This is a genomic window from Fulvitalea axinellae (genome assembly GCF_036492835.1).
GTDB lineage: Bacteria > Bacteroidota > Bacteroidia > Cytophagales > Cyclobacteriaceae > Fulvitalea > Fulvitalea axinellae.
In genome coordinates this window covers 1,319,114-1,344,712 of record NZ_AP025314.1, presented here as the reverse complement: position 1 = coordinate 1,344,712, position 25,599 = coordinate 1,319,114, and the positions used below count along the sequence as shown (strand labels likewise).

Genomic DNA, 25,599 nt, shown 5'->3' with positions numbered 1-25,599 from the left:
TATGGCAACCATAGTCGAAGAAAAGAAAAAGCCCGGACTGGCCGACGGCCAAAAAGCCATAGCCGACGATAACAGGAAATGGGCTCCTGTCTACGGACTTGTGCTGGGCGCATTGGTCTTCTTTATCCTTTTGTTTTACTTCATAACGGAGACATATAAATGAACGCGCTCGACTGGATAGTGATGTTCGCTACACTTTTCGGAATCGTGGCGTACGGAACGTGGAAAACATACAAAAACAAAAGTATCCAAGGTTATCTCGGAGCTAAAGAGGAAAACTGGTCAACGATCGGCCTTTCGGTAATGGCTACGCAAGCCAGCGCCATCACTTTCCTCTCCACGCCGGGGCTTGGTTACGAATCGGGACTGGGCTTCGTGCAGTTTTACCTTGGCTTACCAATCGCCATGGTTATTCTGTGCGTGACATTCCTTCCCGCATTTTACAGGCTTAACGTATTTACGGCCTACGAATTTCTGGAAAACCGCTTCAATCCGTCTACCCGGACACTGACTGCCTCGCTTTTCCTTATCCAAAGAGGACTTGCCGCAGGCATTACCATTTACGCTCCGTCCATAATTCTCTCCACCGCTCTCGGTTGGGATTTGGGACTTACCAACCTGTTGGTGGGCACGCTGGTAATCATTTACACCGTCTCGGGCGGAACAAAGGCCGTCAGCATTACGCACAAATGGCAAATGAGCGTAATTTTCCTCGGCTTGTTTATCGCTTTCTTTATCCTGCTCAACAGAGTGTCCGACAGCCTCAGCTTCGGCGAAGCTTTGAGCCTGGCCGGCGCAATGAACAAAATGGAAGCCCTGAATTTCAAACTAGACCTTGACAGCAAATATACGATTTGGTCCGGCTTGACGGGCGGCTTCTTTCTCGCTTTGTCTTATTTCGGTACGGACCAATCGCAAGTCCAGCGTTACCTTTCCGGAAAAAGCCTTAAGGAAAGCCGTCTCGGACTGCTTTTTAATGGAGTGATGAAAATCCCGATGCAGTTTTTCATACTCCTTACCGGCGTATTCCTGTTTGTCTTTTACCAATTCGAAAAACCTCCCGTTTATTTCGACCAAGCGACAGCCGAAAGCGTTCGGCAATCCGAAAAAGCCGCAGATTGGGAAAAACTGGAGAGCAGGCACGAGCAGTTATTTCAGGAAAAAAAATCAAACGTTGAGAATTACCTAAGCGCCATCCGGGCAGAAAACCCGGAAGCCTTAACAAAAGCGAGACAAGGACTAAGCGCCAGCGAAGAAAAAATCCGGACTTTACGCGCCGACACCCGTAGTCTTATCTCAGACGCCAATGTCGAAATCAGATCCAAAGAATCCGATTATGTGTTTATCGCATTCGTGATGAAATACATTCCAAACGGGATAATCGGACTTTTGCTCGCCGTTATACTTTCGGCTGCCATGTCATCCACCGCCGGCGAACTGAACGCGCTCGGCTCCACAGCCACTGTCGATATTTACCAACGGTGGTTTAAGTCGGAAGCTTCCGAAGAGCATTATATCCGGGCCTCAAAAGTCATCACGGCGATGTGGGGAATCTTGGCTTTGATATTTGCCTCACTAGCCTATATGGCCGACAATCTTATAGAAGCCGTGAATATCCTCGGGTCCCTTTTTTACGGAACAATACTGGGTATTTTCCTTGTAGGTTTTTTTGTGAAATTCGTCAAAGGGAAGGCCGTTTTCTTGGCGGCTTTGGTTTCTGAAATCATTGTTCTGGCATTGAAAATCACTACGGACATCGGCTACCTCTGGTTTAACGCCATCGGTTGCGTATTGGTAGTTGTGATTTCGGTAGCTATTCAAGTGTCGGCAAAAGCGAAAAATCTGAAAAGATCGTAAGCAACTAGCTTTATAATAAACAAAAACGGTCGCCACTTTGGCGACCGTTTTTGTTTTTAACTCCTGCGTAAATGTTTACGCATTAGTATGGGCTGAAATCGCCGAATCCAGATCATCGATAAGGCCTTGCGCTACACTCTTGTCGTGGCGGGCTTTTTCACCTTTTAAGATCTCGCTAGCCTTATGGCCAAATTCGACAAGACCTTGCGGATTTTTGTCGTAACGATAGCTTCCGATGCAAAATTCCAGCTTTTCGATGATTTCTCCGTGCGTGCCTTTGCGCTTGTTCATTTTCTTAAACTTATCCAAGGCGGCTTCGCAAACGCTGTCAATAGTTTTCTCTTTTTGCTCTTTTTTTGGTCGGGCCATAATTATCTGTGATTTAGTTTTATACAGAAACGATCCGAATACAAAGTAGCAAAAACTAAACCTGACAGATTTAGGCCCCATGTAATCTTTTCGTGAATGAATGATGAAAACAGAACACCATTTCGTTATTCTATTCAACCTTCTTCATCTTTCGCCAGGCATTTTTCTGGTGGCGCTTTCCACCATTCCCAAGTCTATAAAACCGCAAGCCTCGTTAACCATCGCCTTGGTTCCGACATAAAACGGTGAACGCTGATGATACTTTTCCGGTCCTATTTCCATAATCCGGTTCATGCCATCGCTAGCCGCACCGCCGGCCTGTTCCGCTATAAACGCCAGAGCGTTACATTCATAACACAAACGAAGTTTACCATTAGGCTGAGCGGCCGTTTTAGGATAAATATAAATTCCGCCTTTCAGCAAATTCCTATGAAAATCGGCCACTAAAGAACCGATGTACCTAGCCGAAATCCTGCGGTCTTTACAGTATTCGATAAAGGCCTTGGTATCCGCCCCAAAAGACCGATACGCCCCTTCGTTCACAGAATAATAAGTCGGATTATCAGGAATTCGGATATTTTGGTGTGACAAAAAGAATTCACCAAGCGAAGGCTCGTAGGTAAAGCCGTTTACGCCGTTTCCTGTTGTGTAGACCAGCATGCAGGAAGAACCGTAAAGCGTATACCCAGCGGCCACTTGTTTGGTTCCCGGCTGAAGCAAATCCGCTTCGGAGACTGGTCCCCCGACTTCGGAAACTCTTCTGTAAATTGAGAAAATGGTTCCAATCGACACGTTTACGTCTATATTCGACGAACCGTCGAGCGGGTCCATAGCCACCACGTACTTCCCTTGCGTGTTTCCAAGGTCAATAACACCTTCGTTTTCTTCGGAGATCAGTGCGCAAACCTCCCCGCCCCTTTTTAGCGCCCGGATAAAGCACTTATTGGCCAGTATATCCAGCTTCTGCTGGCATTCTCCCTGTACGTTTTGGGTTCCGAAGGCCCCTTCCAAACCGCTAAGTCCGGACCGGGCTATCTCTAGGTTTACAATCTTCGACGCTAAAGCGATATCTCTCAAGAGTTGGGAAAGTTCGCCTGTAGCGAAGGGAAAATCCTCCTGTTTCTTTTTGATAAAACGGTCCAACGGAATTCCGATGGGCAAGTGGATATTCGTCAATGCCATGTTGTATTTGGCTTGGTTGTGAGTGTATAATTAAGCTGAGCGGGCACAATCTTGTTATAAATTCCGTAAAAATCCATCATTGTTTTTTTTAATATTTATGAAAAAAATAACCGAAAACGTTTCTGTATTATCATATCTACAACAAAAATCAGATTCCAGGTTCATATTTACCTTTTCCAAAAAAATATCCCGCCGTTTTTAGGTAATTTCGGCGCCGTAAAGCCGATCCGATTCGGCAAGCACAGTTGGCAAAACAAGGCAAGATGAGAGTATTCAAATTCGGCGGAGCTTCCGTCAAAAGCGCAGAGGCGGTAAAAAACATGGGGAGCATTATCCAAGCCCACGACAACGGGCCACTGATAATAGTAGTCTCAGCCATGGGCAAAACCACCAACGCACTGGAAAGAGTTCTTGAATTACGCGAAGCGGGAAAAGATTACCAGCGGGAATGGCAGGCTGTAAAAGATTATCATGGAAATATTATCCAAGATCTTTTTTCTTCCGATGAAAACGAAACTTTTTTGGCGATTGAGTCGCTTTTCGGCCATGCCGAACTGATTCTGCGCCAAACATTTGCGGAGCAAGGAAAAGCTTACGATCAGTTCGTACCGTACGGCGAATTGATTTCCACCACAATCATCGCCGGGTATCTGCGCCAGTTACAACTTAAAGCCGAGTGGATAGACGCCAGACGGTATATAAAAACAGATAGCGTATTCAAAGACGCCAAAGTACGCTGGGAAGTCACCGAAGAGCTGTTGAAGCTGAATTTGCCCACTATCCTGAAAGAGAACATCGTGGTGACACAAGGATTCGTAGCCAGTGACCTGTCTGATAACACCACTACTTTGGCCCGGGAAGGCTCCGACTTCAGTGCGGCGATCTTTGCCCATTGCCTCAACGCCGACTCCGTGACGATCTGGAAAGACGTGCCCGGCATCCTAAACGCCGACCCGAAAAGAATCAGTGACACCGCCAAGTTCGAAGCGATCTCGTACAGGGAAGCCGCCGAGATGACTTTTTACGGAGCCTCGGTAATTCATCCGAAAACCATAAAACCACTGGCTAATAAGAATATTCCGCTAAAGGTTCGTTCCTTCGAAAGACCGGGCGAAAAAGGGACGGTTATTCACCTTAAAGGCTCTGAGCAACCCATTCCTTGTTTTATGTTCAAAGACAAACAAGCGTTGATGGTCATTAGGGTTAAGGACTTGAGTTTTGTGCAGGAAGAGAGCCTGAGGAAGATTTTCCACATTTTGGCCGAGCACCGGATCCGTATCAATTTAACCCAAAACACGGCAGTTTCCGTGTCGGTCTGCGCCGATTGGGATTCGGTTAAGTTCCAAAAAGCGAAACAGGATCTTGAGAAGGATTTCGAGATGGAAACACACACGGAGCTCAGCTTAGTCACTGTAAAAAATCCAACCAGCAACGCGTTGAAAGCCGCTTTGGCGAATAAAGAAGCCGTATTGGAACAGCGGACCAAATCGCTTTGCCAGTTTGTGGTAAGCGAATCATAAAAAAGTGACTTCCCGCCGTAGGCATCTACGGCGGGAAATCTCAAATCAATCTATCGGATCATTATCCAACACTTTCAGCCCCTGCTCACGATCAAGCTTAAGCTTACGCGCAATGCGATGCGCCGAAGGAATACTTGTCGAAACCACGATTAACGTAAGGGCGTAAACCCCGGCGTAATAAGGCTGGGCCGAAACCGCGAAACCGGCGATAAGGCACAGGGCCCCAACCGTGAAATATATGTATTTCTTTATGGTGGCCGTATTCGCAATCAACAACTTCTCACGCAAGTCCTCCACCTCCAACGATTTCTTGATTTCCTTGGCGTGCGCCATATAACCAAGCACGAAGAAAACAACCAACAAGACCAAGCTGGCCGTATCGGCGGTCTTCCGCGCATCACCTTCCAACAAAGGCTTCAGCGTTCCGTTTTCCTGCATAATATACAAGACCAGAAAACCCGCCATATGGATGGAGATAAAGGCGAAAACTTTTGTATTCAGCTTATTGAGAAAATCTTTGCTATTCGAAAACTTCATAGACATATAACTGCGCTAGTCGATTAATGCCGGGAAGATAAAAGAAAAAGCGCCCTTTTCGGAGCGCCTTTAGCTTTTTCGTATTCGACGGCCCAAGTTTTTAGGCCACCAACTCCAATTTCTTAATATCGCCCACCGGGCCAAATTGCTTCCTCTTGGACACCCTACGGCCTTTCAACAACTCTATTTCCACAGGAACGATTTTGCTGGCGCCGGTGGCTTTCACCGTCTTCTGAAAATAGGCAAAAGCAGCTTCTTTGTCCCCTTTCTCAAATTCCTGAACTTTCTTCTTAACCTTGATTGGCTGGCCAGGGATCACATGGTACATCCGAAAAACAACACTGTACCGTGACTGGAATGGCTTGAGCAGACTCGCAAACAGCTTCTTCATTTATTTTCTTATTAGTGATCAAATTTCGTTCGCCTTGCGCAATACAAGTTCGGCAATGAACCTCCGAAAAGAGAGGACTTTGATGAACAATAAACGAGAGACACCTTTGTTTTTGAAATAAAAAAACTCAGCAAATTACAAACCCCTCACATGACAAAACAAACGATCATGAAATATTAAAAAATTTCGCTAGAAAGAAAAGCCTACGAATGTAAATAGGTAAAATCGAACAAATTATTACATGTTGATTCCTTGCCTTGTCGGCATCGAGAGAGTAAGCGAATCGAACGAATTATTTTTGACACGAACCTCATTTACATGCCCTTCCGAGGAAACGGCACCTTTCATATAACCATCAGGGGTCTTGAGGAATAAGGAATAACGACCGGGAGCCAAATTGATCTTAAAATTTCCGTTTTCCCCGACTTTCGCCACTTTGATAAGCTCAGCGGGGATAGTCTCAAAAAAATCCCCTACGCCAAGTTCGTTTACGTCTGTCAAATTATAAACGCAGACTTTGGCTTGGGTTCCAAACTTCGATTCCGAAAAATCATGCACTTGTCCCACAACGCCCTGTTTTCCATGGTCGTGGATCACTTTGGCACAAGAGGCCACCATTAAAAATGCTAAGAAAATGAGGTGCTTGGATTTCATGTTGGCTGAGGAAAGTGTTCATTTCTTAAGACATAATTTATATAAAAAAAATAATCCACCCAGAAAACAAGGTGGATATTTTTGCACAATAGCAACAACTAAAAACTTATTAAAATATAATTAAAAATAATACTTCGAATCACCACATCCACTCCATCTTTAGTTATTTGGCTATCCTCTCAATAAGCGTAACATCGTCTCAGCCGCTTTATCCGAGGCTCTTGTATCTCCCAAAACCTCATTCAGTTCACGGTATCCTTCAAAAACCTCATCTCTGCGCTCTCCGCCCAACAAATTGCGCAATTCCGAGGTCATGCTCTCTGGCGTCATGTCTTCCTGGATCAATTCACGAACCACTTCCCTGCCGACAATAAGATTCACCAAAGAGATAAACTTGATCTTCGCCACTTTTTTGGCAATCCAAATAGAAATGGCGCTACCACGATAAGCCACCACTTGCGGCAAACCGAAAAGGGCCGTTTCCAAAGTCGCCGTACCCGAAGTGATAATGCCGGCGTCTGCGACTTCGTACAGGTCGTATGTTTTGTCGTAAACCAGACTAATGTTCGGTTCTTTGAGCGCCGGAGCGTAAAGCTCAGTATCCAACGATTTAATCGCACCCACCACAAAGTGAAGGTCACGGTTTTGGCGGGCCACTTCCGCAAACATAGGGAGCATATGTATCAGCTCCTGCTTCCTGCTTCCGGGCAACAGGGCGATAATCGGCTTGTCGGCGGGCAGACCACTTTTTTTCACAAAATCACCAGAAGGTACATGCGCACGTACGGCATCCACTACCGGATTGCCCACATAGTGTACATCCCAATCGAATTGTTTGAAAAACTCCTTTTCGAAAGGCAAAATCACGAACATCTCGTCTACGGTGGCTTTGAGCTTTTTGGCCCGGCCGGTGTTCCAGGCCCAAACTTTCGGCGAGATGTAATAGTACACTTTCACGCCGTTTTTCTTTGCCCACTTGGCCATTTTCATATTGAATCCGCCGTAATCGACAAGGATCAGGACATCGGGGTGGTAATCCAGCACATCTCGCTGGCAGACTTTCATCAACTTCGTGATTTTAAAAATCCCCAACAAGACTTCCAGAAAGCCCATAAAAGCCAAATCGCGGATATGTACTTTGATTTCGGCGCCGGCCGAAGCCATATAGTCGCCGCCGAATCCGCGGAACTCGGCTTCGGAATCGCGTTGCTTGATGGATTTGATCAAATTGGAAGCGTGCAGGTCTCCGGACCTCTCTCCCGCCACGATGTAGTATTTCATATCGAAATATAAGATACGGAGCGGGTATTCGGGTTTAGGAAAATGCCCGCCCCAGATTTTTTTTCGGTTCTAATCCGCAAAGATACGAGATTATCCTTGCCAACGTCCGCCTGATAACGAAAACGGGACAAACGTATCGGCACAAAAAAAGGCTCCGGATTCCGGAACCTTTTCGTCATTGACAGGACAGATACGCTGTTTATTGCCCGAGGTAACCCGATTCTACCGAACCGGCTTTAGCTTTCACCGACATTTTCTGAAGCGTTTTTCCTGAATATTCATTCCAGAAGTAAAAACGCTCAAACTCGGTTTTGTATTTGGCGAAAAGAGCCTTCGAAATTTTTACGGCGTCGCCTTTCGGCACCGGCGTATAATCGTGCTTAGAATCGATCCACTCGCACTCCCATTTGTAAAGGTCTTTTCTGAAATCGTCCGCCAAAAGCGCTTGGCGACCGTGGGTTTTCTTCAGTTTTGAATCATCATAGCTTTCGCCTTTCTCAAGCTTCGCTTCCAGGAAATCGAAGAACCTCTCCCAACGTGGCAAATAATACCCGTCGATCAAACCGGCCCACTCTTTCCAAGCGTATTCAAAAATCAACGGAGGCTGGTCATCGCATCCCCATTGCGTCACAAGCTTGGTGGCGTTCCATTCGTACAAATCGCTTTCCTTTTCCACCTTACTGTTCGAGCGCGCTTCGGCCACCCATTTTCCGTAAAGGAAATGTTTGTTGGTTTCCAGCAACACGTCCATATCACGCCCCAAAGCCAAGAACGCTTGCGAAGCCACTCGGAAAGCCTCTTTGTCGCCACTTTCAAACGCCTGCTTCATTTCTTTGTGATACTTACCGGCCAAGTTGCTCAATACCTGACGCCCAACGTCGGCAAGATCATACTGATAAGTTTCCTGATCGCCCAAACGTTCGTTCGCTTTCAGGAGATTGTACCAAGCTTTGATCAATGTCGCGTCGTCATAGCCTGTGCTGAGCCAGTGGTTCGGATCACTTTTGAAAATCGTCAAAGCCGGACGCGCCGTAATATACGACCCACGCTGGCGGGCTTTGGGCGAATAAGCGGTTTTCAGGAGCAGATCCCAAGCTTGGTCCACGTCGGCGTCTTTGGCGCCGTAGCGTCTGAGCGTGTAATCAGCAACCCACGATTTCAGATTTACGGAATCCGAGCGCCAAGACATATCGAACACCATATTGTAAAAAGCGGGGTTGTTCTCGATCGCTTCCGGGAAAAGCCCCATGCCTACGCAGTTCGGAGCCTGTTCGCGGGTTCTGGCCGGGCGGTTTGTGGCTACGCTTTTCAGGTTGCCGCGAAGCTGGGTTCGTCCGCCGAAGTTGTGTAACTGGCCGGACACGAAATCATATCCCCAAAACTTATCTTTTCCATGCCAAGTCCAGCCCCCGAGGTCCAGAATCAACAATTTGTCTTTCGGCACTACAGTGGCGATATCCTTACGGATTGACCAAGCCTGCATCACCCACTTAGCGTCCTTGTCCGCCGATTGCAAAACGTCCAAAACGGCTAAACCAACCTTGTTCAAGTATTCTTTGGTATTGACAGGCGGATGACCTTCGTGGAAAGGATCCTGAGCGTACCAATGATCCGTTCCGAAAAGCTTTACCTGCTCTTTGATAAAATCTTTACCCAGTTTTTTGAAAAAAGGATCGGTCGGGTCCAACTGGGCGGTTCCTGAAAACGCGCACCAACGGCCTTCTCTCTGGATCTTGGCTTCGGGGAATTTCTCGATCATCTCACGGGGAACATAACCGCTGAATCCGTGGAGAATCGGCGTCATGCCCAGTTCGCGCTGGCGCTTGAGGATTTTCCGGCCAAGATCCACATGGCTGTCGATCCAGCTTTTGGGCAATGGCCCACCGTAGCTTTGGATATTCGTCATCCACTGCCAAGCGGAATATGCGGGACCAACCAAGAACGAACGGGCTTCCTCGTCGGTGAAATCGTACTTGCGCAATACGTTGTACCAAACGCCCTCAAGTCCCGTAACCGCCAAAGGCATATTGATGCCGTTGATGGCCATGAAGTCGATCTCGCGTTCCCAACGCTCCCAATCCCACCAAGACATTGAGTAATTGAACGTACAGTAGTTGAAATAAACACGGCGCTTGTTAGGATTCAGCACCCTGATTTTCTTTTCGGGCAAAGGCAAAACATCCGGAACCCTGCGCTGATCGCCGTTCCATGAAAAATGGACTTTGCAATACTCTTTCAAATAATGGTGAAAAGCCGAAGCCACGGACACGCCGTTGTTTCCGCGGAGCACCACTTTGCCCTTTGGTCCAGCCTCAATCTCAAACACGTCGGCGCCACCCTCGGCCGGGCTGATCGCCTCCACTACAAATTTGTCGGCGATCTCGGGCATCATACGTCCGATCAACGCTTTGGCCGACTTCATCTGGCTTCTCACACTTACGGTACGCGCTTGGGCCGTAAGCGTAAGTAATGCCAGTGACAGAACAAAAAACAATTTTCTCATCTCAATAAAAATTCTGGTTTTTTTCTGTCCGCAAATTGGCCGATCACGCGTTGCAGGTGTTTGAGATAATGTTTATTTTTTGTGCCCATATATTCATCTCACTGAACAGCAAGGGTTTGAAAAATCGTATTTGGACAAAAAAACAGATTCGAGGCTCACTTAAAGTAAAGCTTAAGGGTTTGGGTCAACTTTTTTTCTTTTTCGCTACCCTTGCGTTAACCGCCAGCGTCGGCTTTGGCCAAAACCATGACACATTAGTAAAAGCCGAGAAGTATCCGTTGCTGAAAAAAATCGACAATTCGCGCCCGACGGCACTAGGTTTTGACGGTATCAACGATTCTCTTTCGCTCCGTAAAAAACCGATACGCGACGAATTCACCTTCTCAGTTTGGGTGAAAACCGACGCGCTAAAGGAAGGAAACATGCCCATAATGGGCTACCCGGAATTCGCGACGTTAAAAACGACTCCCGACAGGAAAATCCATCTGAATTTCCACGGACAAGGCGATCTCTATTCCGATCCTTGCCTGGCAAACGGCGCTTGGCAACATTTGGCTGTCAGTTACTCAAAAAACATCGCAAGCTTTTACAAAAACGGAAGACTCGTAGGATCTGACACGCTCAAGAAAAGGATGAAGACAATGCCCGATTCCGCCGTCTTTGTTTTGGGCAAAAATAATTTCAGGGAGCTTTTCAACGGATTGATAGACCAACCGGAGGTTTTTGAAGGAGTTTTAACGCAAAACCAAATCGCGGAGCTGCACTCCAAATCAAAACATACGCCCCAGCTTACCGAAAACCTGCTGGCGCACTTTGCCATGAATTCCCCTTCGGGCGAACTTAAAGCAAACGGCAAAATCAGCTGGACGGAAGACTCTACCGGAGCTTTCCCTCGTTTTTCGGGAAAAGGCGAGTACCTCCAAGGGCCAAAAGTCGAAACCGACTATTCGTTCAGCGTGGCGGCATGGATAAAACCCGCCAAAATGACCGGAAGCCAAGCCTTGGTAGACAATAACATCGGCTTCTCACTAAAGCTAAACCAGCTTGGCGGGCTTACGCTCACACTGCCAAAAATCAAGGATTATATCTCCCGAAGAAACCTTTTAGACACCGGCCGTTGGCAACATGTGGCCGTAACTTTTGAGGCCGGAGACTCTATCCGGATGTTTGTAAACGGAAAAACCGAATCAGTTTTCCCCGCTCCGATCCCGTATTTGCCCGGCAAAAGAATTCTAATCGGAAGAAATCTTTGGAACGAAACTTACCATGGAGGAATCAGGGACGTGAGTATCTGGAACCGAAAGCTGGAAGTGGCCGAAGTGGACAGGCTTTTCGCCGAAAAACCTGATTTGGGAAAAGACAAAAACGTCCAGAAACATATTCTCAAGTTCAGCTTACTAACTTTGATTCCGGTCATCGGCTTTATGCTTATCGTTTTCCTGAAAAAAAACAAGGCCGATAATACGCCAAACGAAAAGCTATCCGGCCCGAACAAGGAGCTGGAGAATCTTCGCCAATTAGCCGAAAACAAACTGTCGGACGAGAACTATACGACGGACCAATTCGCCAAAGACGCAGGGATGAGCAAGACCAAGCTTTATTACCTTTTGAAAGAAAACACCGGAATGTCCGCTTCCGGATTTCTCAGGGATATCCGGATGAAAAAAGTCGCCGAATTGCTACAGGATCCGGAAATCAGCATTTCGGAAATAATAGTGAAAACGGGCTTCCAGAGCCGTTCTTACTTCAACCGTTGCTTTAAGGAACAATATGGCGACACGCCTTCAGCCTACCGGAAAAAGCGGGAAAATCCCATAAACCAAGAAGCCAACACGACTCAAATTTAGTTGCGCTTCACATCGCCCAGTCTTTTAACTCCAATGAGGCCAACATCACGAAAAACTTAACGGAAAGCACCATCGGATCCTGTCCCCAATCTTTCATCAGGTCTTCCGAAAGCCCTACGCCTACCGAAGGAAGCTTCAAAAGCCAAGGCATAACATCCGCCGGAAATTCGGTGTCGTTCACATATTTCACATGCTCAATCCCGGCCAATCTTTCGGCCGCCTGCATCGCGTGCCGAAAAGCGTGATGGTTATCGTTGGCGCTTAAAAGGTTCACCAAGAAACTATGCTTGTCGTCAGAGCGGTTATAAGCGTAAAAGAACGCCATCGGGTCGCGGTGGGAGCAGTATTCATCCACAATCTCTTGCGGATGAGGCGCCGGAGTTTCTTCGAACAATAGCCTGACAACACCTTGGCAATGGCCATATTTTGAGATAAAATGAGCTGCTGTCAGCAATTCCGCCCGACGAACTGGATCTCCGGACAAACTCCAAAACGCAAGCGATCGTTTGGAAGTGCCGTGCCGGTAACTTCCCTCAAGCAACGCCCCGTCGCCGAAGCGCTCCGTCTTCCAACCTGATCTCATCAGTTCGAAAACCGTCCTTTCTTTCGTCTCTTCCGGGGTAGCGTTGGCGAAAAACTCGGCCAAGGAACGTATTCCGGAAGCCATGGCGTCGATTTCCGGAAAATGCGAAGCGGCGGGCATCAATTCTGGCATCTGCTCAAGTTTTGGTTTCTTTCTCAAACTAACCGGAGCCTTGGCTTAATGTTAATCTTTGGCGTGCCGTATTTGCAAAACTCCTCCCTATCCATACTTTTGCATACAAACCACATTACAACCATGGAACTGCTCGAATCAATCTTCAACCATTTTCGGGATTTTTTGGCGCTCAAAGTCATCGGTACCGGCGACAACGCCGTTACTCTCGGAAGCATTATTTCGTTTACGTTGGCCATGGCCGCTTTGTATGTCGGGGCGGAGTATTTCCGTAAAATCCTTTCAAACAGAATTTTGATCCGGTTTGAAAGGTTGCGGGACCACCGCACCGCAATCGGAAGCGTGGCCCGGTATTTTACGCTGATCATCGGATTTTTTGTCATCGTACAATCGTTTGGGCTGGACTTGAGCAGCGTTTACGTCCTGTTCGGATCCTTGGGTGTGGGTATAGGTATCGGTTTGCAAAACGTGGCCGAAAACCTGATTTCCGGCGTGATTATCTTTTTTGAAAGACCGCTTAAAGTCGGCGACCGTGTCGAGGTTGGCGATATCGTTGGTCAGATCCAGAATATCGGCCCCAGGGCCACTACGGTTCTCACCAATGACAATATTTCGGTCATCGTACCAAACAGCCGGTTCGTCTCGGACACGGTAATCAATTGGAGCCACAACAACCGCCGGGTCCGGTTGCGGATTCCCGTCGGTGTGGCTTATAAGGAAAATCCGGAGACGATCAGGGAACTGTTGCTTCAGGTAGCTGACGAACATCCGGATATTCTCAAAAAACCGGAACCCGAGGTGTGGTTTATCAATTACGGAGAGAGCTCTCTTGATTTTGAATTAGTGATCTGGACCGAAACCCGCACAACTGTCCCAAAAGTGTTGCAGAGCGAATTGTATTACTCGATTTTCAAAATTTTCAAGCAACACAAAGTCGAAATTCCTTTTCCCCAAAGAGACCTTCATCTGGTTTCCGTTCCGGAAAAAATGGAATCGCTATCATGAAGCTTCGCATATTTTACGCCTTGGCTACGGCTTTCACAATAGTTTTGGGCTTGGCTTCCCGCAATCCGGAAATCTTCCTTCCTCCTTTTATAAAAGAATACTCCGGCGATACGCTTTGGGCCATGATGGTCTATTTCGGATTCGGTTTTATTTTTCCGAAAAAAACCAATGCGCAACGTTTCATCTTGGCTTTAACATTCTGCGTCCTCATAGAATTAAGTCAGCTTTACCAAGTCGATTGGCTCAACACTATCCGACATACAAGGTTAGGCGGTTTGGTTCTAGGCTTTGGATTTCTGTGGTCTGATTTAATCTGTTATACCGCAGGAATTATTTTGGCGTGGACAATCGACCGTTTGGCAATCGGAAAGCTTACTTCAAAGGGCCTTTCCGCTTCTTGACCTTTTCATAAAAATCGTAATAAGACATCGCTGTCTCAAGAAGCCTATTTTCATAAACGATTCCCTGAATCCGGCGAAATTCGACTACCAAAAGCCCGTCGGCGCTACGCCCTAAAGCGCCCAATGAAGCGTGAATTTTCGGGTCGCGCCTATGGTTTAGAAGATCCTCGCCCAAAACCATTGAACGCAACCAATCACCACGTTTTAAGCTTATGTTTCCTCCCAAATTCGGTTCGCCCATTTCGGTATACCTGACCGAATTCGCATACAATGGAACTGAACTCTCACCTTCCATTCTCGCAACCCTAAGCGCCATCTGGACGAAAAGATCAGGATTGGCTCTGAACTTCCGCTTTATTTCTTCGGGCAACAGCTCAAAATTATAACCGAAGTCAGTCCGGGACAGCAAACCTCCCGCTATGGCCTTTGAATTGGCTCCCTCAGGCAAGTTCTTCCCACGAATCAGGTACATCGCCACCAAGGCCAACAAAGCCTTAAGTGGCGCGTTCTTGTCCCGAACTCTCGCCGGCCAAAAAGGCAGAAGGGCATCCACATCTTCCTTAGGTTCGTCTTTTTCCAAATCTTCGGAAGCTATCGCCACGTTACCCAGAAGCTGATCCAAGTCCCAAGAAAGCTCCATGTCGAAACCTATGCCGGCCAACTCCGGAAAATCGGTTTCATCCAGCGCTCCCAAAGATTCTCCCCTCACTCCGGATATCGCCAAGGTTAGGTCCTCGGCCGGGTCGCTTCCCTCACCAGTCCCGGCGCTCAGGATACGCCGAGGGATGGCTCCCCTACCTTCGCGCTCCCTCTCGTTGAGATATGAAAGTACTCTGGAAAACTCTTCCAAGCTGAATCCGCAAGTAAACTGAGGTTGTAGGCCGATCTCCCCCTGCACCGGGTACATTCTGATTTTCCTTTCGGCAGGAACAAAACCGTTAAAACCGTTCGCCCTAAAAAAATCCGGAGCGAGATCAACGTACTCACTGTCTTTTGAGCGGTTGAAAAGACTGACCATTTTCTGTATTCTGCCCGTGGTCTTCGATGCCGTCTGCCTGCCTTCCAAAGGCTCGGTCACCCACTCGATATTCGATCCGCCCGACGGACTGGCGTCCGCTTCCAAGGTAAAACCGTCCTCTTTATAAATAACCTGTTTTTTGGCCAAATTTTTTCCCAGCAACGGTTTTTCTCCAATTTCGCCGGCGGAAGCCAAAGCGTGAGCAGCCATATCATAGGCTACATTATCCCGCACTCCCTGATAAGCCCCGGTAGCGAGTTTAGCGCGAATCTTGGCCTCCCTCTCCCGCATCACGGCGCCTCGCTCTTCCTCCATCCGTTCCAAAGTAATATCACCGGGATTGAGATCACGGACATTCCATTGCCCTTCGAATTCATACCCGATTTTCCGTTGCACAGGCATCTGGGCGGAACCGTTTTTTTCAGTTCCTAAGGAGTTTTTTATATTTGCTTTTTTGCGGGTAAACATTCGGGTTGGACAATCTCAAACCATGTCAAAAAAATCAGCCGAAAACCGGGCCAAAACGCTCATGATTGACTTTCCGAAGGAATCTCGCTATATTAAATAACGTATTTTTAACGCTTTCCAAAGACGTACATATGGCTCCCAAACAAAAAAAAATAATCTTTTTGCCTTTGCTCATCCTCCTTGTCGGGGCGTTTATCGTTTTTCTGAAAACTATCCACGGCGATATCGGGGATATGGAACCTTGGCGCCTGACTTTTGTCTCAATCGGCACCATCGCCTTTTTCGGAATCAGCGCCATGTTCGCATACAAGTTCAAAAAAAACAACAAGACTGACCTTCGCCCAGCGTTACATCGACGCCACCATACGGCGCGTTTCGTCAGCCGCCTGACGGTTTGCCTCAAAAGCCAAAGAGCGGTAGTTGATCAGATCCACCAGCGTGCCTATCAGGCACAATCCTCCTGTGAAGAAGTACAGCAATCCCAACAAAATCTGCCCAGTTATAAACCTCTGAATACCCGCCACACCAAAAAAGCCGATAACCGTACTGATCAGAATCATTTCGGAACTTTTCCGTTTGGTGTTATAAAGCACGCAAAACGTTTGTAGCTGGCTTGGCGTCAGGCCCTCAGTCAATCTGCTCACATAAATATATTCGTCTTCCTCAATTCCGGGAACCATCTGTAATATCCTGTCTCGCATCTTGTATGTGTTTAAAGTTCTTTATCAATTGCCAAACCCTGCGGAGTATCACCGCCAAAGCTACCGGCCCAAGCGGATGCATCGAAAAGGAAGCTCCGAAATCCGCCAGCATGGCGTAGTGCAAAGAACGGCCGATTCCGCAACCCGGACAATAGGGAAACCCGATGTTTTTCAGAGGACAAAGCTCGATATGCCCACCTCCGGGTTGCCAGACGAACAACGCGACCAAAGCCACAAGCCAAAATATCAGCTCGAAGTTCATCCTGACCAACTTTACCATTCCCTTAAAATCCATAGAAGCTTTCGGCTCGTTTACCTCATCCTTTCTGCTTTATTGAACGCCTCGCGGGCCTTTTGGATTTGGAAATTTCTCAAACGGCCAGACTGAGGCTTATCCGGCAAAAAATCGCCATAACAGGCATTGGCAAAAAAACAAAAAGCCGGCTCCTGACATCAGGAACCGGCTTTTGCAGTAGCCTCGCTAGGAATCGAACCTAGATCTAAAGTTTAGGAAACTTCTATTCTATCCATTGAACTACGAGGCCATTACCCTTTTGGGATTGCAAATATAAGCATAGATTATTGCCCTCAAAACCCCCTGAGGGCTTTTTTTGCCCCCCAAACCCATCCTCGGCTTTAAGTGGCTGAAAACTAGAAAACTTCTCACGAAAAAATATTCACGGATAAAATTCCAATCCGGAAACACAAGCCAAATGTACGCAACCCATTGTCTGACTTTGTTTTTATGTCCATATTTCTTTTATTGAAGCTAATGCGAACGTAATCGCTGTAACGCTTTTTAATTATATCCTTTCACAAAATCATCACTACTTCAATGATAAATTCAACTGCCCCTGTGCTGGACCGCAACATGTTTTTCGTAAAAGAACATGTAGGCATGTTCAAAGCCGCGAATAATTTTGACATTCACGATCCGGAAACAAACGAGATCTTGCTCGAATGCCGGGAAGACGATTTGGGATTTTTCACCAAAATGCTCCGTTTTACGGACTACAAACGGATGACCCCTTTCAATGTCGAGATTAAAGAACCCAACGGAAAAACTTTAATAAGGGTAAGCCGAGGCGTTTCGTTCTTCCGCTCTGTAGTCGAGGTGTTTGACGAAAACAACACCCTGATCGGGAAGTTCAGGCAACGCATGCTCAGCATCGGAGGCAAATTCGATGTCCTCACTCCAGATGACCAAGTGATCTGCCAACTCAAAGGGAAGTGGAGCAGTTGGGAATTTCGTTTCGAGAAAGAGGGTAACGAACTGGCCATGGTGTCAAAAAAGTGGGCCGGCATAGGCAAAGAGCTTTTCACTACCGCCGACAATTACATGCTTACGATCAATGACAACGTGCCTTCCGGACATGTGGCCCGCAAGCTGATTTTGGCCGCCGTGATGTGCATCGATATGGTCTTGAAGGAGTAAAGTCGATTTTTTTCGGATAGCGGGGCATATCCTCTATCCGAAAAATCCATATTTACCGTTATAAAAAAAGAACTCCCCGGAAACCACCCCGGGGAGTCGAACAACAATCAAACTCATTAACAGAAAATACCTCACGGCATTTTCACTCAAACCCTAAAAACAAACAATAACCACATTAAACCAAACAGAAGCTTCGCTTCGTGAGAAGCTCAACTCCGATCACATAACAAAGGTAACACTAGGCCCCTATCCGGATTATGACCTGCCACATCGATACATCTGACAATCGTCATGTATTATGAGCTAAGCATCCGGGAAGCCAATCTGTTTTATTAATTTCACAAAATCCGAAGTTTTGTTACGATATATATCAATAATAATCCGTCGTTTTTTTCTAAAAAATAAAATAACCCAAAGCATGCCAGCAAAAACGTTACTTGGGGTTATACTGTTCTCCCTACTGTCGGGCAACATAGCCAGAGCCCAACGGAGGGTAACCGAATTTTTTGACCCAAGGGAGAGAAAACACATCCGGAAGACCTACACTTACCTTGACGGCGACTCCTCCTTGATTCACGGACCGTTCAAAGTTTACCATTATAATGGCCAAATCGAGATCGCCGGCAACTTCGTAAAAGGCAAAAAACAGGGGACATTCAACGAATTTTATCCCGACGGAAAACAAAGGAGAGAAATCAACTACAAAGACGGCCTAAAACACGGAACCGTCAAAGTATTTGCGCCGCAAGGAGCTTTGGTACAGGAAGCGGAATTCGCCCAAGACACATTAGTAAACCGCTTGGCCGTCTATTACCCTTCCGGCAAACTCAAAAGCCAGACCCATTTCGAAAAAGGAAAACCCAACGGCAAAGTAGAAGACTTCTACGAAAACGGGCAACTGCGGAAAATCTCACACCACAAAGACGGATTCGCCGAAGACACGGTCAAAAGCTATTTCGAAGACGGGAAGCTAGAGTCCGTCGGTTTTTTCTCAAAAGGCAAACTGTCAGGATCGTTCACATCCTATTTTCCAAACGGCAAAGTCAACACAATCTACAACCATAAGGACGGAAGCAAATCCGGAGCCTTCGAATCTTACGCCCAAAACGGCCAGTTAATAAGCAGGGGCGCTTACGAAAACGACAAACTCCACGGAAAAAACACCGCCTATTACCCAGACGGAGCCTTAAAACACGAACTCCAATACGAAAAAGGAGAGCTTAAAGGGGAAAACAAGTACTACTACCCTTCGGGCAAAGTCAAAATAAAGAAGAAAATATCGGCACCGGGAAAAGACTGGCAAGAATGGGATTATAACGAAGCGGGAAACACGCTCGCCATACGGATCTTCAAAATGAAAAAACCGGCGGGGAAATGGATCACCTACTTTCCAAACGGAAAAACAAAGGAAGAAATCCCGCATGACAAAGGCCGGAAAAACGGATTAGCGAAACGCTATCACGAAAACGGCAATATCGCTTCCGAGACCCAATATATGAACAATCTGATAATCGGCGAGCTGAAAACCTACCACCCCGACGGAAAACCCGAAAGCGTTACGCTTTACAAACTCGGTAAAAAACAGGGTCCGCACACCTCCTATCACCCGTCCGGCATGAAAGCCTGCGAAGGCAAAAACGAAGGAAATCGCAAAGCCGGTGAGTGGAAGTATTTTGGCGAAAAAGGCAAACTCAGCAAAACCGTACTCTACAAACGGGGGAAAGTGATAAAGGAAACGCCGGCAAAACGGTAATTGCGACACTCCCCTTTTTCATAAAATCAAGATTCGCAAAAAACAATTTGCACTATTCTTTTTTGGATTTTAAAACTTCAATCACTTACTTTGAAACACAAAGTAGTTTGCAAAATGAAAGAACACGAATATCTGGAAGACATAAAGACCATCCGGCAAGTGATGGAGCGCAACACCAAATTCATGTCACTCAATGGATTGTCGGGTGTTTTGGCTGGGATCTACGCCTTGGCCGGCGCCGCATATGCGCACAGTATACTCTCCCCAACCTCATATGACCGGATACGCCCGCGCCTCCAAGCCGACGAAGTGTGGATGCTACTCCTCGACGCCATCATTGTTCTCGCGCTTTCGATCAGCACGGGATTCTTCCTCTCCTATTCGAAGGCCAAGCGAAATAACCTCAAACTGTGGGACAATACCGTTAAGCAGATGATCACGCATTCCCTATTGCCCTTGGTTTCCGGTGGAATCCTGGTCCTGACACTCGTTTTCCGCTATCAAATGGTTGGAGTCGCCGCGCCCCTTACCCTGATATTTTATGGGCTCGCCCTTATCAGCGCCAGCAAGTTTACATATGGAGAAATACGCTCCCTAGGCATCGCAGAGACTCTTTTGGGACTTATATCCATGTGGTTTATCGGTTACGGACTGTTTTTTTGGGCCGTCGGTTTCGGTATATTGCACATCGTTTACGGAACCTACATGTATTGGAAATATAAGTGAAAGACTTTATACATCATCTGGACAAAGCCTTCGAGAACCGCTTGCGCTTGGGAATCATGTCAGTGCTGATGGTCACGGAATCCGCCGATTTCAACCACCTAAAGGAAAGCTTGGGCGCCACCGACGGAAACTTGGCAAGCCATCTCAAGGCTTTGGAAAAAACCGGCTACGTCAGCATGGAAAAGCGCTTCGTAGGCCGAAAACCCAACACCAGCTACAGCGCTACGGAACAAGGCAGGGAAGCTTTCAAAAAGCACCTTTCGGCCTTGGAAGCCCTTATAAAAGGAAGTATGTGATTTTTTTTGAACCATTACTTTGAAATTCAAAGTACTATGAATAAAATCAATAGTGAGAGAATTATGGGAATAGCGTTCGCCTGTTTCTGTACAGGTTTGCTAACCTATTATTTCAGCCACAGCGAAAGCTCCGCTTATCGCATTTGGCTGAAAATCATAACAAACTGCGTAGGAGTCATTACCGAACTTGACTTTTCTCCTACCGAAAACGGCACAGCATACATCGCACTAAACGCCCCTATTTCTATTGACCAATCCTGTTCAGGAACCCGTTTTGTCACAATCTCCGAAATAGTCGCTATTCATCTTTGGTTCAAAAGCGACCGTAAAAGCGGTTGGTTCCAGTCACTCTTTCGCCTTGCGCTGTTTTTAGTCTCCGGATTGTTAATCGCATTAACCGCCAATGTCATCAGAATCAGCACGGCGATAAAATTTCTTCCTCTGGAAAAACACATTGACTTTCTGGGCACGGCGCTTTATCACGAAATCCATGGGATAACCATTTTTGTCACATGCCTGATACTTTTCTCCGTCACCTCACAAAAACTCACGCTTAAACTCTTTGGAAAATGAACGAGAACAAACCTCTACACCTATATTGGGTCACCAACATTCTGGCATCTAGCCTGATTTTCCTTATCGGCTTCCAATATTACGACACCTGGGCAAGCGCATTATCTCCCGAGAGCAAACTCCTGTGGCTAGGCATGTCGATCGTCTTGACTGTTCAAATTCTATCCGTTTCGGCCGTATTGATCCGATACAGAAAAAATATGTCGAGAAAGTTCCAGTTTTGGTTTTCTATCGCCAATCTCGTTTATTTTGTCGCTTGGATTTCCTCTTTGCCCACTTTTGCCCTTGAGGTGATGACTACTGGAATACCCGTTTGGGCGAGAGACGAAGAATTGCTGATTCTCTGTTTTTCCATCTTGACTCCTGTCTTCGGCCTACTGTTATTTCTAGCCGTTACGGCGAGCTTCCCCAAAGAGAAAAAAGCACGTGCAAGGGACAGTATTCTGGACGCCTTCATTATCCCCACATTACTCTATATCCTCGTATTCATTATTTTCAGCACATTACATCAATATAAAATCGCTGTATTTTTCGTAGTCACTTTAGCCGTCCTCAACGGCCTTATTTTCTTGTTTTTTCTCGCAAGAGCCACTACTATACTGATCAAAAGAAGAAAACGCCGACGCAAGCCATGGCTAGCCACCGTGTCGACCATATGCTTTTGCGTCATTTTCCCCCAAATCGGACTTGCCCTCAATAACAATATTTTCAACGATGGCATATTCGGAAACTTCTCTCATCCCATTTTTTATATATTGGCCTTGGTGACTGGACTTAGCCAATTAATTCCAACACAGAAAAATCTCTCTCTCCAAATTGGAGTAACACTCTTAAGGGCAACCTGTCTACCTTTCTCCCTTTACTTTTTTCTGCTATTCGCTCCATTTATTCCACTAGCCGTTCCTCTTAGTATAATCGGAGTCGGCATTATCATGCTCAGCCCGATCGCCCTTACTGGAACTCACTTTTTCAAACTATACCAAGACTTCAAAGAATTACAACACGCAGGAAAGTTAAACGCATTTTTCGCTTGCTTAATCGGGCTTTTTATTATTCCGGCCAGTTGGTACGCCTCAGCTTACAACGACAAACAGAGTCTGCAAAAAGCCCTTTCTCACCTTGACGGCAAAAAAACGGAAAGAATCAGCGCCGACAACCTTCGACGTATAACATCCCCCGGCAATACTAGCATGATAGGCAGAGGCTCTAGACGCTCTAGACCTCTATTTAATTCCGGCATACCGTTTCTAAGCAAAGCCTATCGAAATATAATCACAAACGGAAGGGAACTCACATGGAGCAAAAGCCAGGCGCTCAAAGAAGTGTTTCTTGACGAAAAGTCATACCGATGGTCCCCACGTACCTTCAATAATTCCGTAGAACTCACGAAGCTAGAAACCAAGACCGAATTTGACGAAAAAGAAGGCCTTTACGTCAGTGATATCGCATTGGAAATAACTAATAACCACAATTCCCGACAGGAATTCTTCACAAACTTTCACCTTCCCGCAGGAGCGATGGTTACGGACTATTACCTCTGGATAGAAGGCGAAAAAGTACCCGGAATTCTGGCCGAACGCTCAGCCGCAGAATGGGTATATCGGAATATCGTAGACCGTCGCCGGGATCCCGGGCTGCTTTCTTACGTCTCCCCTGACACGCTGTCCCTTAAAGTGTTTCCCGTTGAAAGTAAACAAACCCGGAAAACCGGATTCAGGATTCTACATCTTACCCCTTTCGAACTTCAAATCGAAAATGACACGGCCAGTTTAGGCACTAAGCAACTTGCTCACAGAGATCAAACTATTGCGGGAAACGCCTCTTTTGTATCCGAAGAGCGCAAAAAATCGCTACCAGTCGCCCAACGGAAACCCTATTTCCATTTCATTGTCGACTGTTCTAATTCCTCAAAAAACCTAAAAGCAACAGACCTTATCAATTCGATTGAGAATATTGGACAACAATACCCGGAGCTGTTAACCGGAGCCAAACTCACGTTCGTAAACGCATACCACAAAACCGTCGAACTAAAAGAGGAATGGATCCGAAACAAGAAGATTCCGGATTCGGTGATACCCGAAAAAGAATACGGGTTCTTTTGGGAAAATCCTGTCAGAGGAGCCATCCAACAGCAGTATATACAGAAAACTGACAGCTACCCACAATTCGTAATCGTTTCGGACAGACAAGATCTACCGTCCAACTTTACGTTCAAAATGAATTTGAACCAACTCTTCCCTGACTTCCAAGGTATTTTCAGGATCAATAAATCTGACAGCGTAAAACTAGCTTCAGATCTCAACGATATCAACACAACCATCGAAGCACCTAACGGCTACCAAGCTATTTCTTTACGCATTTTGAAAGACCGAAGCGGGACAAAACGTTTTCTTCAAAGTTCCGGCAATAGCGTTATTCTAAACTCACCAAAAGACATACCCACTAAAGGAATGAAAAAGCGACTAATAGACAAGATTATCGAACTTGAGGCCCTAACACTTTTTCACGATTTGCACCCTGACAATGCGGAAGCCATTTGGTTTGAGACAATCAAAAAAAGTTTCGCCTCAAACATCCTGACACGGCATACGGCATTCTTAAGCCTGGAAAATGAAGCCCAACGTATAGCGCTCAGAGAAAAGCAAAAAGAAACTCTAAAAAACAGAAGCGCCACCTCCGCAAATGACACACGCCGAATGTCCGAACCTTCGTGGCTTTGGTGGATAATCATCACCGCAATCATATTGATTCACCAACGCAAAAGCAAGAAACGGAGCATCTCCAAAGCCTAACCGACAGTACTTCACAACCATCTCAAAGATCACCATGAAACAAAAAAATCTTCTCCTGATTCTTCTTCCCCTAGTAGTCATCTATTTGTTCGACGGCCAGATTTTGGGGCTCAACACCGTCTTGTTTTCGGTTTTATTAATTTCCTTATCGGCTGTTTTTCATCCCAAAACGCTCAAGAGCCGTTTTTGGATAATCGCTTCCACAGCCAGTCTTATTCTTTCCACCGCCCATTTATTTACCGGCAATCCGTGGGCCCTTAATATGTGTTTGCTTTCCTGGATTATCGTGATCGGCGCCTGCGCAAGAAAAGGGCAATCGTTTATCATGTCCGTCACCAACGGCATTTTTTCCTTTCTGCTTGGCGGATTTCACAAGATAATGTACAAACTCTCCAACCCTTCAGAATCCGAGAAGGACACCGACAGCGCAAAGAAACGATATCTTCCCGCTATCGTATCAACCATCATCGCATTAACCTTCCTGAGTCTGTACGCATATTCGAACCCGGTCATCGAGCATTTCCTAATCAATATCGAATGGCCTTCGTTTGAGCCGTCGGCAATTTTCTATGCGGGAATCGGGTTGATGGTGGCGCAAACGCTCGTCAAGCCCATCATTTTGGGCAGACTAACCATTCAAGACCAGAAGACAAAGCTCAGCCTAAACCAAAACGATTACAGCATCGCCTATCAGGAAGGCAAACTGGACTTGGAGATGAAAACGGGCACTATCACATTGGCTTTGCTCAACCTGATGATTGCCGCCTATATCATTACCGACTTATATGTATTCTCTAAAGGCCATTTGCCCGCCGGTGTCACATACACAAGCTACGTCCATCAAGGCGTCGGGTCGCTGATTCTTTCAATTCTCTTGGCTATTGGAATCATCTGTTATCTGTTCCGGGGCGCCACCAACTTCGCTCCGAATACTGAAAAAATAAAGCGATTAGCCATCGGTTGGGTTGCCCTTAACGCCGGTTTGGCCTTGACTACGGCTTACAAAAACTGGCTTTATATCCATAACTACGGATTAACTTACAAGCGAATCGGTGTGTTTGTATTCCTTTGTCTTACACTCGCCGGTCTTCTCACAACTTTGATCAAGGTCCAGCGGAAAAGAAGCCTCGCTTACTTACTCAGGACCAACACAAGCATAGCCTACCTGTCGCTTTGCCTTTTCGCACTTCCGCCTTGGGACGCTTTAATCGTACAACACAACATACAGAAACCGAACTACCAAGACACCGATTACCTCTTGTCCCTTTCCGAAAATGGGCTTCTTGAACTCAAAAAAGCCAGCGACGCAAACCCACAATTGCTTTTAGGCTACAAAAAGAACATCCTTTGGCAGAAACTTCAAAACAGAAAGATTGAAATCGAAAAAAGTCGTTGGGTGTCGTGGAGCAACTCGAACAAGCACATATTGGAAGCCACCGCGGACAATCAAGCCCCATAAATGGTCGCAAACATATGTAAGCTGATTTTTTTAACCGATAATCCAACCTTAAACGAAAATATCCGTCATTATAAATTGGCGGATTTTCGGGAAAACCCAACATCCGGACCGCCGTT

Annotated in this window: 24 protein-coding genes and 1 tRNA gene; 13 read left to right on the top strand and 12 right to left on the bottom strand. The window is 46.5% G+C overall.

All coding sequences use genetic code 11. The features are described from left to right. Position 1 precedes the first annotated feature (1 nt). Complete coding sequence (locus AABK39_RS05455) at positions 2-163, top strand: hypothetical protein (protein ID WP_338393904.1); 162 nt, start codon at positions 2-4, stop codon at positions 161-163. Next, on the top strand, positions 160-1,857 hold the full coding sequence (locus tag AABK39_RS05450; RefSeq protein WP_338393903.1) for a sodium:solute symporter family protein: 1,698 nt from the start codon (positions 160-162) through the stop codon (positions 1,855-1,857). The genes AABK39_RS05455 and AABK39_RS05450 overlap by 4 nt, the downstream gene beginning before the upstream one ends. 75 nt (positions 1,858-1,932) lie before the next feature. On the opposite strand, the gene AABK39_RS05445 is transcribed toward AABK39_RS05450, so the two are convergent. Both AABK39_RS05445 and fbp read right to left on the bottom strand, forming a co-directional pair. After that, positions 1,933-2,226, bottom strand: coding sequence for a hypothetical protein (locus AABK39_RS05445; protein ID WP_338393902.1), 294 nt, complete (start codon positions 2,224-2,226; stop codon positions 1,933-1,935). 144 nt (positions 2,227-2,370) lie between these two features. Then, complete coding sequence (gene fbp, locus AABK39_RS05440; protein ID WP_338393901.1) at positions 2,371-3,408, bottom strand: class 1 fructose-bisphosphatase; 1,038 nt, start codon at positions 3,406-3,408, stop codon at positions 2,371-2,373. Positions 3,409-3,671: 263 nt separating this feature from the next. On the opposite strand from fbp, the gene AABK39_RS05435 reads away from it, so the two are divergent. Next, entirely contained in the window at positions 3,672-4,928 is a 1,257-nt protein-coding gene (locus tag AABK39_RS05435; RefSeq protein ID WP_338393900.1) for an aspartate kinase, read from the top strand. 45 nt (positions 4,929-4,973) lie between these two features. On the opposite strand, the gene AABK39_RS05430 is transcribed toward AABK39_RS05435, so the two are convergent. The 5 genes from AABK39_RS05430 to AABK39_RS05410 form a co-directional block, all read right to left on the bottom strand. Further along, positions 4,974-5,465, bottom strand: coding sequence for a hypothetical protein (locus tag AABK39_RS05430; RefSeq protein WP_338393899.1), 492 nt, complete (start codon positions 5,463-5,465; stop codon positions 4,974-4,976). Positions 5,466-5,565: 100 nt separating this feature from the next. Further along, on the bottom strand, positions 5,566-5,856 hold the full coding sequence (locus AABK39_RS05425; protein WP_338393898.1) for a hypothetical protein: 291 nt from the start codon (positions 5,854-5,856) through the stop codon (positions 5,566-5,568). A 237-nt stretch (positions 5,857-6,093) separates the two neighbouring features. Next, a complete protein-coding gene (locus AABK39_RS05420) occupies positions 6,094-6,510 on the bottom strand; it encodes a hypothetical protein (protein WP_338393897.1) in 417 nt (138 codons plus the stop codon). A 171-nt stretch (positions 6,511-6,681) separates the two neighbouring features. Then, positions 6,682-7,791, bottom strand: coding sequence for a lipid-A-disaccharide synthase (gene lpxB / locus AABK39_RS05415; protein ID WP_338393896.1), 1,110 nt, complete (start codon positions 7,789-7,791; stop codon positions 6,682-6,684). Positions 7,792-7,990: 199 nt separating this feature from the next. Next, positions 7,991-10,294 carry an alpha-N-acetylglucosaminidase gene (locus tag AABK39_RS05410; protein WP_338393895.1) on the bottom strand — a complete coding sequence of 768 codons (2,304 nt, stop codon included), beginning with the start codon at positions 10,292-10,294 and terminating at the stop codon, positions 7,991-7,993. 179 nt (positions 10,295-10,473) lie between these two features. On the opposite strand from AABK39_RS05410, the gene AABK39_RS05405 reads away from it, so the two are divergent. Beyond that, a complete protein-coding gene (locus tag AABK39_RS05405) occupies positions 10,474-12,141 on the top strand; it encodes a LamG-like jellyroll fold domain-containing protein (RefSeq protein WP_338393894.1) in 1,668 nt (555 codons plus the stop codon). 7 nt (positions 12,142-12,148) lie between these two features. Here AABK39_RS05405 and AABK39_RS05400 read toward each other — a convergent pair whose 3' ends face one another. After that, positions 12,149-12,856 (bottom strand): hypothetical protein, encoded by a 708-nt coding sequence (locus AABK39_RS05400; protein WP_338393893.1) that lies wholly within the window; start codon positions 12,854-12,856, stop codon positions 12,149-12,151. Positions 12,857-12,979: 123 nt separating this feature from the next. Here AABK39_RS05400 and AABK39_RS05395 point away from each other — a divergent pair, with 123 nt between their 5' ends. Together AABK39_RS05395 and AABK39_RS05390 are read left to right on the top strand one after the other, a co-directional pair. Then, positions 12,980-13,861, top strand: coding sequence for a mechanosensitive ion channel family protein (locus tag AABK39_RS05395; RefSeq protein ID WP_338393892.1), 882 nt, complete (start codon positions 12,980-12,982; stop codon positions 13,859-13,861). Then, on the top strand, positions 13,858-14,262 hold the full coding sequence (locus tag AABK39_RS05390) for a ribosomal maturation YjgA family protein (protein ID WP_338393891.1): 405 nt from the start codon (positions 13,858-13,860) through the stop codon (positions 14,260-14,262). The genes AABK39_RS05395 and AABK39_RS05390 overlap by 4 nt, the downstream gene beginning before the upstream one ends. On the opposite strand, the gene AABK39_RS05385 is transcribed toward AABK39_RS05390, so the two are convergent. From AABK39_RS05385 to AABK39_RS05370, 4 genes are all read right to left on the bottom strand, one after another. Then, positions 14,234-15,682: a hypothetical protein gene (locus AABK39_RS05385; RefSeq protein WP_338393890.1), complete on the bottom strand. Its 1,449-nt coding sequence runs from the start codon at positions 15,680-15,682 to the stop codon at positions 14,234-14,236. The genes AABK39_RS05390 and AABK39_RS05385 overlap by 29 nt on opposite strands. A 413-nt stretch (positions 15,683-16,095) precedes the next feature. Beyond that, the gene (locus tag AABK39_RS05380; RefSeq protein ID WP_338393889.1) at positions 16,096-16,449 is read right to left on the bottom strand and encodes a TM2 domain-containing protein; all 354 of its coding nucleotides are present in this window, start codon (positions 16,447-16,449) and stop codon (positions 16,096-16,098) included. Next, entirely contained in the window at positions 16,412-16,744 is a 333-nt protein-coding gene (locus AABK39_RS05375; RefSeq protein ID WP_338393888.1) for a DUF2752 domain-containing protein, read from the bottom strand. Before AABK39_RS05375 ends, AABK39_RS05380 begins: the two co-directional genes overlap by 38 nt. Positions 16,745-16,922: 178 nt before the next feature. Beyond that, positions 16,923-16,994, bottom strand: a tRNA-Arg gene (locus tag AABK39_RS05370). A 290-nt stretch (positions 16,995-17,284) separates the two neighbouring features. Between AABK39_RS05370 and AABK39_RS05365 the strand changes: the two genes are divergently transcribed. The 7 genes from AABK39_RS05365 (at position 17,285) to AABK39_RS05335 (ending at position 25,483) form a co-directional block, all read left to right on the top strand. Then, on the top strand, positions 17,285-17,884 hold the full coding sequence (locus AABK39_RS05365) for a phospholipid scramblase-related protein (RefSeq protein WP_338393887.1): 600 nt from the start codon (positions 17,285-17,287) through the stop codon (positions 17,882-17,884). Positions 17,885-18,302: 418 nt separating this feature from the next. Further along, complete coding sequence (locus AABK39_RS05360; RefSeq protein WP_338393886.1) at positions 18,303-19,637, top strand: toxin-antitoxin system YwqK family antitoxin; 1,335 nt, start codon at positions 18,303-18,305, stop codon at positions 19,635-19,637. A gap of 114 nt (positions 19,638-19,751) precedes the next feature. After that, on the top strand, positions 19,752-20,363 hold the full coding sequence (locus tag AABK39_RS05355; RefSeq protein WP_338393885.1) for a hypothetical protein: 612 nt from the start codon (positions 19,752-19,754) through the stop codon (positions 20,361-20,363). After that, positions 20,360-20,659, top strand: coding sequence for a winged helix-turn-helix domain-containing protein (locus AABK39_RS05350; protein WP_338393884.1), 300 nt, complete (start codon positions 20,360-20,362; stop codon positions 20,657-20,659). Before AABK39_RS05355 ends, AABK39_RS05350 begins: the two co-directional genes overlap by 4 nt. 36 nt (positions 20,660-20,695) lie before the next feature. Then, the gene (gene xrtK, locus AABK39_RS05345) at positions 20,696-21,232 is read left to right on the top strand and encodes an exosortase K (RefSeq protein ID WP_338393883.1); all 537 of its coding nucleotides are present in this window, start codon (positions 20,696-20,698) and stop codon (positions 21,230-21,232) included. Next, positions 21,229-24,024 carry an MSEP-CTERM sorting domain-containing protein gene (locus tag AABK39_RS05340; RefSeq protein ID WP_338393882.1) on the top strand — a complete coding sequence of 932 codons (2,796 nt, stop codon included), beginning with the start codon at positions 21,229-21,231 and terminating at the stop codon, positions 24,022-24,024. Before xrtK ends, AABK39_RS05340 begins: the two co-directional genes overlap by 4 nt. 34 nt (positions 24,025-24,058) lie before the next feature. Continuing rightward, positions 24,059-25,483, top strand: coding sequence for a DUF4153 domain-containing protein (locus tag AABK39_RS05335; protein ID WP_338393881.1), 1,425 nt, complete (start codon positions 24,059-24,061; stop codon positions 25,481-25,483). Positions 25,484-25,599: the final 116 nt, after the last annotated feature.